Annotated in this window: 6 protein-coding genes; all 6 read right to left on the reverse strand. The window is 38.6% G+C overall.

Going from position 1 to position 9768, the window contains the following annotated elements:
• A partial coding sequence (locus tag AC1DND_RS16170) for a GH92 family glycosyl hydrolase (RefSeq protein WP_477583127.1) occupies positions 1-1541 on the reverse strand: 1541 nt, incomplete at its 3' end.
• Positions 1542-1641: 100 nt separating this feature from the next.
• Positions 1642-3855: a glutaminase domain-containing protein gene (locus AC1DND_RS16175; protein WP_477583137.1), complete on the reverse strand. Its 2214-nt coding sequence runs from the start codon at positions 3853-3855 to the stop codon at positions 1642-1644.
• Positions 3782-4006, reverse strand: a complete 225-nt coding sequence (locus AC1DND_RS16180) for a DUF4964 domain-containing protein (protein WP_477583129.1) — start codon at positions 4004-4006, stop codon at positions 3782-3784. Before AC1DND_RS16180 ends, AC1DND_RS16175 begins: the two co-directional genes overlap by 74 nt.
• A gap of 273 nt (positions 4007-4279) precedes the next feature.
• Positions 4280-5920 carry a RagB/SusD family nutrient uptake outer membrane protein gene (locus AC1DND_RS16185; protein WP_477583131.1) on the reverse strand — a complete coding sequence of 547 codons (1641 nt, stop codon included), beginning with the start codon at positions 5918-5920 and terminating at the stop codon, positions 4280-4282.
• Positions 5921-5931: 11 nt separating this feature from the next.
• Complete coding sequence (locus AC1DND_RS16190; RefSeq protein WP_477583133.1) at positions 5932-8955, reverse strand: SusC/RagA family TonB-linked outer membrane protein; 3024 nt, start codon at positions 8953-8955, stop codon at positions 5932-5934.
• A gap of 334 nt (positions 8956-9289) precedes the next feature.
• On the reverse strand, positions 9290-9768 hold a 479-nt coding region (locus AC1DND_RS16195; protein WP_477583135.1), incomplete at its 5' end, for a substrate-binding domain-containing protein.

The raw sequence follows: 9768 nt of genomic DNA on the forward strand, positions 1-9768 counted from the left end.
TTCCTACCCCTCATAAAACGGGTAGAAGGATCATAAACATTTTTATAATTGAACATGGGTTTCTCAAAAACCTTCATATAATGCTTATCTCCAATCATTTCTGCCAAATGGTAAGCGCAATAGTCATCGTAGGCATACTCTAGTGTTTTGGCTGTAGCTTCTCTGTATTTTGGATAAGGCACATAACCCAATTGGTTATATTCTGTTACACCATCCCTACCATTTGCAGGACCCCATGGCCCCTTATTCATCGCTTCGTGATAATAAGCATCCAGCGCCTTTTTCGGATCGAACGTTCTGATTCCTTTTGCCCAGGCATCGGTTAACAAAGAAATAGCGTGATTACCAATCATACTTCCAGCTTCGCTGGGAAAAGACCACGATGGCAACCAACCACATTGCTCATAGGCATCGAGCATGGCCTGCATATAACGACCGTGCATTTCTGGTTGCACCAGTGTGTTTAGTGGAAATTGCGCACGGAAGGTATCCCAGAAACCCGTATCGGTAAACATATATCCATCATGCACTTTACCGTCATACGGACTAAAGTAATATGGTTTTCCGGCTTCATTTATTTCATAAAACTTTCTGGAGAACAGGCTTGCCCTAAAAAAGCAAGAATAAAAAGTTTCCATATCTGCTTTAGATCCGCCTTCTACTTCTATCTTACCGAGCGATTTATTCCACACCGCAGCAGCATGGGCTTTGGTATCTTCTAAGGTCTTATCATTGCCCAGTTCTCTTTTTAAATTGAGTTCGGCTTGTTGTAAACTGATATAAGATGAAGCAGTTTTCACCTGCACCTTTGTACCAGATTCGAACTGTACAAATGCACCTTTTCCCAATCCTTCAGCTGAAATAGAATCTTTTGCAATGGTATTACGTTTATTCTCCCAAGTACCGTAAGACTTAATCGGTTGATCGAACTGGATTACGAAATAACTTTTCCAACCTCTTTTAAAACCTTCGCCATTGTTTACCCAGCCCGTTATTTTATTTTCTTTAGGATAGATCTGAACACCACTTAATCTGTTGTACCCGTCTAAAATTAAAAAGCTTCTTTTGCCTTTTGGATAGCTGAACCTGAGGTGTGCGCCACGCTCTGAAGGTGAAATTTCGGTGGTAATATCATTTTCGAATGTTACCTTATAATAGTTTGGTTTAGCAATCTCATCCTGATGACTAAATTTAGTTTCGCGTTTATCTTCATTTACTATCAGGTCATCAACCATTGGCATTAAAGAAAATACCGCATAGTCTCTCGTCCACGAACTGCATTGATGCGCTTGCTGAAAACCTCTGATTTTATCTTTAAAATACTGATATTTCCAACCATCGCCATTTCTACCGGTTTGGGGTGTCCAGGTGTGCATGCCAAATGGCAGTGCCGTTGTTGGGTAGGTATTGCCCCTGGTGAGTTCGTGCTTAGAATTTGTGCCCTGAAGTGTGTTAACGTAGTGCACCCAATCTTTCTGCTGCGCCAGTAAACCTTTGGCAGCAAGGCAGCATAAAATGGATGCGATTAATTTAAATTTCATTTGTTTGTGTGTTTATTCTTTCCAGCTGATATAACCAAAACCAGGCTGTGTATTTGCATTTGTGAGCGCAGTTATGAGCTTACAAACGTTGATTATATGATTATTTAATATTCCATTTATCGGCTAACATCTTGATGAAATAACCGCCAACAACACTTCTTGCCTGAAAGCCTGTCATTTTCCCATTGGTAGTTTCATGCCAGTCGCTCAATGGCACCTTACTCTCCGTTTCGGTTGCAAAACGATATATCGGACTTACAAATTTTTGAAAATCGGCTTGGTTATCAGCCAAGGTAGCTGTCCACATAATCCAGTCAGATTTGGTGTAAGTTCTACGGCTGTCCAACGGTAATCCGAAATCTTTTTGTTTGGTTAAATAAAAGTTGATTTCCTTTTTGTATACTTCTTTAGGAAAAAGATCAAGTTTTAAAAGTTTGTCCCAAACGAGGTTGTACTTCTGGCTCCAGGTATTTTTATCATTAAAAGTTAAAGCGTAATGATCGCCATCATCGGCAAGTTTCATCCAGTTCTGGGCCATCTGTAAGGCAGCTGTTCTATATTTTGTAGCTACATCGGCCTTGCCTAATAATTGCGCCATTTGTGCATAAGCGCCTAAAGCTACAATGGCTTTTACCGATAAATTCGAATTCCGGGCCAAATGGCCAGCAAAATCGTCCGTACATAATTGATTGGCCGGATCGAAACCTTCTCTTAGCAGATAGTTTGCCCATACAGACATTACCTCCCAATGTTTCTCGGCATACTTTGCATTTCCCTCTGCTTTGGTTATGGCAGCTGTTAAGATGATCATATTACCGGCTTCTTCTACAGGCATATCTTCACCATAGGTTTGGCCGTTGGCTAAAGGATAAGTACCTAAATCGTGTGCCGCAAATGGTTTCTTCCATTTTCCGCTTTCTGAGTAATAGAAAATGCCATTCAACATTCCTTTTAGCAATTCGGGATTGTACACTAAAAATTGTGGTGCTGATGGATAAGTTACATCCACTGTATTGATTGATCCATTACTAAAATTTTCTTTCGATAGGAACAGGATATCACCATTTGGTGCATATACAATTTTGTGCGCCGCAATAGCCTGCCTATAAGCCAGTTTACATAGATCTGCATATTCTTTGCCACCTGCTTTTTCAGCATCGGCGTATAGTTTGGCATCAAAAATGGCACACTTGGTTTTTAATGAAGGGTATTGGGTATTCGCCTCGGCCAGCTGATCTTCGAATTGCTGTGAACCAGTCTGTCGCCAAACCGGCTGTAGCTTTTCGCCAAAATATTCAACCGATTTTAGGTCATCATAGCCCAACATCATATATTTATCTACCGGGCTTGAAGAAACCGAACCGAAAGGAATAATACTGCTTAGGTTCAGGTTTTTCGAATTTAAAACCTGTGTTTGTGTTGGATATTTGGAATCGACGAAACTTTTTAAGCTTTCGTTCTGTGTAGCTATAAACTGAGTGGCATTAAACTTAGCGGGAACGGCCACATATAAATAGCCCCAATCGATACGCAGATCATCGCCCCGTTTCTTTAATACTGGCTGTTCTACAGTCCCTGTTTTTAAGATGGAGAGATTGTTTTTCGAACGCTTCCACGCCGATACACTTTGGTTTGGTGTATTTACAGCCAGGTTTGATGATGCGCCAAAGAAAATATCAACACTATGCGGCTTGGCATCAGTAGATTTTACGGTGTAATTGATATAACTGATTGGCCTGGCGGTTARTTTAATATCATTGAGTAATAATGGAGAGGTAAAAGCTACCTGTAGTTCTACATGGCCACAGCTAAAAGTATATTTGGTAGTGGTAGCCTGAATGGATACATTGGTTTGAGTGGCGGGAGTAATTTTTACATTGTCTGCAGCTTCTTCTACAAGCCCGGCATCTAAATGCCTGCCACCGGCTGTATTTTTACAATGTATGGCCAATACATTTTTTCCTGTTTTTAAAATCCCAACTTCAATTGGCACATAAATATAATCAGAAACCCATCCATTCTTTTTATAAATTACTTTCCCATTTAAATAAACAATTACATTATCATCGTGATTGAGTTTCAGGTATTTTTTTGCGGCCGATACATTGTCTACATCGAAGGTCCTTCTAAAATAAAGATCATCGCTATTCCATTTTGTTTTGGCAGAATTATCGTCTCCAAAAGGGGCTTCGGCTTTTTTCCAGCTATTATCGTTATAACTGTTATTTTCCCAACCTGCTTCAGGTTTGTCGAAACTGTAGCTGGCCTGGTATTTTAATGCATCGGCAGCAGGGAGTATTTCTTCCTGTCCAATGTTTAGTTACCGATTGGTTAAGCCCATCGCCGAAAGACCAAATACTGAAATATGCATCATGTGTAATTAAGGGATAAGCGGGTGCTTTATCTTGTGCTTTTGTAATTAAATTAAAAAAAAGACAAAGTGCTACTAAGGAAAGTTTTCTCATAAATTAATATTTGGTTCATTAATAAATCGTTTTACCTAATTTTATCGCTCAACTTTCTAATTCTGATCACAGAAAAACGAAAAAATGACCGCTAGATTAAATGGATTATTGGTGCTTGGTAGTCGATTAAAGTAAAACGTTTTACTAATTCAATATTAGTAAAAAAATGTACATCTTTTACCCTTTAAATCCGTAACATATAGGTTACAAAGATTTGGTCAAAAAATAACCAAAAAAGGTGCCCAATTTTGGACACCTTTTTTTGGTTACGAATTAGTAGCCTGGATTTTGAGTTAGATTTCCGTTCAGATCTCTTTGTCTTTGCGGAATTGGATAAAGTGCTTTAGTTGCGGTAGATGCAGTGTGATCCCACCAACTACCGGTTGCAAATTTACCAAAACGGATTAAATCATCTCTCCTCATTCCTTCGAAAATAAATTCTCTGCCTCTTTCAGCCAAAAGCTCATCTAAAGTTAAACTTGTTGTAGTGTAGGCACGGGTGGCAAAATCTGCCTCACTAAATGCACGTTTTTTACAATCGTTAATTAATTGAACAGCTTCTGCTGTAGCTACGCCCCCATTTTTACGCATAATCGCTTCTGCTTTAGCAAAATAAATCATCGTTAAACGATAGATATTCCAATCGCCATTGTTGTAATTCGGATCAATTGACGGAACACCACCAGGGCCCGCAAATTGGTTACCCAATTTATATTTGTTAAAACGGACACCTGAGTTCTCTTCGCCTTCGCTCATATTACTTACTGTAGAACCCGTTTTATTTTTACGGATGTTATCTACAAAAGTCAATTGCGATCCATTATACTCTTCTGATGCCAGAACTGGTTCAGCTGGAGCAGCAAATTGAAACATTGGTCCTTCTAAAAGCCATCCTCTTTTTCTTAAGTCAGCATCTTCGTAGGTAGTAAAAACGCCAGGGATTAACACAATACCATCGTTACCGTTTCTGCCACCACCATAAATCTGTTGTTGCTTAAAGTGATAGAACTCTCCCGGCCAAGATGGTTGAAAGTTAGCTATTGAATAATTATAAGCAATAGAGAAAATAACTTCTTTAGACAGGTCGTTTGTGGTTTTAAACTGATCGGTAATATTTGGATCTAATCCCATTGTGCCATTTTGGGCACCTCCATCTCCAGCTATCAGTTTATTTGCAGCAGCAATACAATCATCCCAGCGTGGTGTACCGGTCCAAACCTCAGCATTTAAATAAAGTTCGACCAACATGGCATAAGCTCCTGCCTGGCTCATACGGCCGAGCATACCACGCGATAATTTAGGCGCTTTATCAATGTTTGTTTTAATTTCTGATTCAATAAAATTGAATACGTCTTTACGGGATTTTGTTTCTGGTTTTGCGGGAGTACCTACTTGTGTAACCACAGGAATATTACCGAACAAGTCCATTAATTTTAAATAATGAAATGCTCTTAATAGCTTCAATTCTGCAATAAAGGCTTCTTTTTCAWCTAGCGTAATCCCCATTTGCGAAATATCACGTTTTTCGATATTCTCAATAGGGTCATTACATAAACCCATGCCCCAAAACATTAAAGACCATGCGTTGTTAATTCCGCTTTCATCTGTCGTCCAGGTATGGTAATGTAGTCTTTTCCATTTACCGCCATCTTCGCCATGACGTCCTTTTGTTGGCCATGCTAACTGATCTCCTGAAAGTTCAGCTAAGCGCCACCAGCCATCCTGACCAGATGGGGTAACCCATGCGTTTGCGTGCGTATAGGGCCTTAAAACCGCCGATAAAACCTCAGCTTTATTATTATAGAAGTTATCTGTCAATAGCTGATCATAAGCATTTTCATCTAACTTGGTGCAGGCATTTGTAAGCAACAAAGTACCTATGAGCAAACTACATATGATTGATTTATTTTTCATTTTTTTAATCTTTAAAATCCAACATTTAATCCAAACAAGAAAGTACGGGTACTTGGATAAGCACCACTGTTATCTACACCTGGCCCAGTACCAGTATCTGCAATGAAATCTGGATCGCTACCTGTGTAACCAGTAATGGTAGCTAAGTTTTGTCCAGTTGCATAAACACGCATGTTTCTAATTAATTTGGTTTTTAATTTGAAATTATAACCAATGGTTACTTCATCTAATTTAACGTAACTTCCTTTTTCCAAATAGTAGTCAGAATACATATAGGTATCATTGATTTGGCTGTATTTATCGAAAGTACTTGACAATAAGTTACCAGACCATGTTTTATTTGCATAAGAAAGTGCATTTCTGTTTAAGATATCATAATCGAACTTACCTCTTAAGAAAACACGTAAATCAAATTGCTTGTATCTGAAATTATGTGCCATTGATGCGTAATACTTAGGAATCGCATTCCCGATCATTTGTAAATCTGTTACGTTTTTATCTCTGGAGTTATTGATCTGTGCGTTTGGTACAGCCTGGCCGTTTCTGTTGTAGAACAACCATTTACCATCAGCAGTAAAACCAGCGAATTTTTTGCCCCAGAATTCACCTAAAGCACCTCCTTCATAAGTTACAATAGCATCTCCTAAGGCACCAGCACCACCAATTCCACCAAACGTTTTGTATAAAATTTTATACTCATCATTTGAATAAGAATCCAAAGTGTTTTTTAGTGTGCTCGCTGTTGCATCAATATCCCAGCTAAAATCTTTGGTATTAAATGCAGCATAACTTAATGCAAGCTCAATACCTTTTGAAGAGATTGTACCTACGTTAGTGTAAATTGAGCTTTGAACWAATGGAGGTTGAGGAGAAGTATAGGTATCCAATAAATCTTTAGTGGTACGTTTAAATAGGTCTAATGTACCGGATAGTTTACTTTTTAATAAGCTAAACTCTAAACCGATGTTACTTTCTTTTTTAGTCTCCCATTTAAGGTTTGGATTTGGATTTCTATTAGGTCCATAAGTTTCAAGATATTGTCCGTCCGGATATAAATATCTACCACCGCCACCAAGAGTTACCCTTGATGCATTGTTTGCAAAACCACTGTTACCTGTCTCTCCATAACCAACCCTTAATTTTAAATTGTTAACCCAGGTGATATTTTTCATGAAATCTTCCTGAGTAATGTTCCAGGCTCCTGAAACTGCAGGGAAGTTGCCCCATTTATTGTTATCACCGAAACGAGATGAGCCCTCTCTTCTTAAAGTAGCAGTCAATAAATATTTACCATCGTAGTTATAGTTAATCCTACCAAAGAAAGCGATTAACGTGTTATCATTTTTACCACTGCTCATCGAAGCTTTACCAACACCCAGAGCGGCACCTTGGCCTAAGTTATCCTCGTGGAATAAGTCGTTTATAAACCCACGGTTAGATGCACTTGAGCTCTCCTCCATGAAATAACGATAACTATATCCTACCAAAGCAGTTAAATTGTGTTTCGATGCAATTGTTGTATTATACTGCAAAGTTGGCTCTACAGCCCATGCCTGCGATAAATAATCACCTTTATAAGCATAACCACCACCTGGAAAATCTGTATTTTCCAATGAGTTTTCGCTTGCTTTAAGGCGGTATTGCCCATCGTTACGGTTATCGCGGGTTACAGAACCAAAAATTGAACCTTTTAAACCTTTTACAATGTCTAAATCAGCTTTAATATCTGCAGAACTGGTTTGTTGTTTACGGTAAGAAGTTTCTTGAGCCAAACGGGCAAACTCGTTGGTACTGGTTAAATCGAAACGATAAGTTCCGTCTGGATTGTAGTTGGATAAAGTAGGGTTTTTGGTTTGCTCACTTTCCCAGCCGCCGCCACCAAGTAAGTTGGCTTTGTTAAAGTTAGTTACCAGGTTCGCCTGAATTTTTAATCTGTTGTCTAAACCTGTTTGGTTAATGTTAAACCTTAAAGTATATTCTTCGCGACTATTTTCTTTTGCAATACCTTGTAAATCGCGATAGTTAATACTTGCTCTATAGCTCGTTTTATCAGTGCCACCACTAAAGTTTAAGTTGTGGTTTTGAGTCAGGTTATCATGATTGATTAACTGGTCAACAAAATCAGTTTCACTTCCAAAATTTTGTTGTTTAATCTCGCCTGAGGCAATTTTCGCTTTATAATCTGCCGGCGACAAGAAATCTAACCATTGATTATAATATTCTTTTCTGGCGTAACCAGAATAGTTGAATTGAGGAGGGCCGGCTTTACCTTTTTTAGTGGTAATTAAAATTACCCCTGCATTGGCACTAGAACCGTAAATTGCAGCTGCAGAACCATCCTTTAAAACGTCGATTGATTCGATATCATCTTGTTGCAATAAATCTGGATTACCGCCAGGAATTCCATCGATTACAAATAACGGACTTGAGCTTCCCGTTACTGTAACTACACCACGAAGCTGAACACTAACACCAGAGTTTGGATTTGAACCACTACGTGTGATGTTTAAACCAGCAACCTTACCTTGGATAAGGTCTAATGCATTTCTTGAACCACTTTGTCTGAAATCTTCAGCACCAACGTGCGCAACTGCTGAAGTTACCTCCTTTTGCAATTGGGTGCCGTACCCAACAGCAACAACAGTTACTTCCTGTAGGTTTGTATTTTTTGATACCGCAAATTTTACATTGATAACTGACGATTGGCCAACAGTTATATCCTGTGTATCGTAACCAACGTAAGTAAAACGAAGCACCTGCCCGGCATCGGCCTCGATAGCAAATTTTCCATTAGCATCGGTAAGGGTTGTTCTACCGGTAGCTTGATTTTTGATACTGGCACCTGGAACTGGCAGGCCACTATCATCTACCACTGTTCCGGTAACATTTTTTTGCGCCTGAACCCGCCCATAGAGCTTGTTATCATTCAAGAACCTCCGGGTACCTTCCCACTCCAAATTCATTGAAAACGCCGGACTATTTAGCAGCACAATGGCAGCAGACAGTCCCGTAATTTTGAGTAAATTAATTTTCATTAACGGTTTTGTTTTAATTATAAATGATTAGTTTTTGTTTCTGGTATTATTTATCTGCGAAAGCGATGGCCAGACAGGCTAAGTGTCTGACGTTTTCTATTATCTTATTGTTTTGAAGATTTGATTGGACAAACAGAAAAAATCCCAACGAGAAGATCTATCCCTGTAGCTAATACAATCCATTAAAATTCAGTAGAGAACTGCTGTAATACTCATAAAATTAGTCCGGCTATGCTAAAACGTTTTAGTAGATCAATTATAGCAATTTTAAATTATAATAAAACGTTTTAGTAAGTAAAAAAAATATTACAATCGARTGAGGGATGATTTTTTTCTAGTCTCTAATGACTAAACGGGCGGGGATAATTACCTCTTCAGCAGGTGATTTACCTTTTGAGGAAAGTTGGTTTAAAATGAGTTTAATAATGGTTTCAGCTATTTCTTCCAGGGGTTGTTGGACAGCAGAAATACGGGGGGTGTGCAGTTCGAATGCTTCATGATCATCATATGCGATAACTCCTAAATCATCTCCTACTTTTTTATTGATTTGTTTTAGCGCTTTTAAGCCACTAATCGCTAAATAATTGGTTGCAAATAACACTGCATCGATTTTTTTATTTTCGAAGAGTTCTTGAATCTGAGCAATCGTTTCGCCTTCTTCCTGGTTAAAGTGGATCTTTAAAACCAGGTTGTCATTATATTCGATCCCATTATCTTCCAATGCTTTTTTATAACCATCGTATCGCTCTATAATTTGTTCCACATTTATATCAGTGGTAACCAAGGCTATATTCTTTTTACCCTGATCGATAA

The sequence above is a fragment of the Pedobacter sp. 01N416 genome (genome assembly GCF_056399685.1).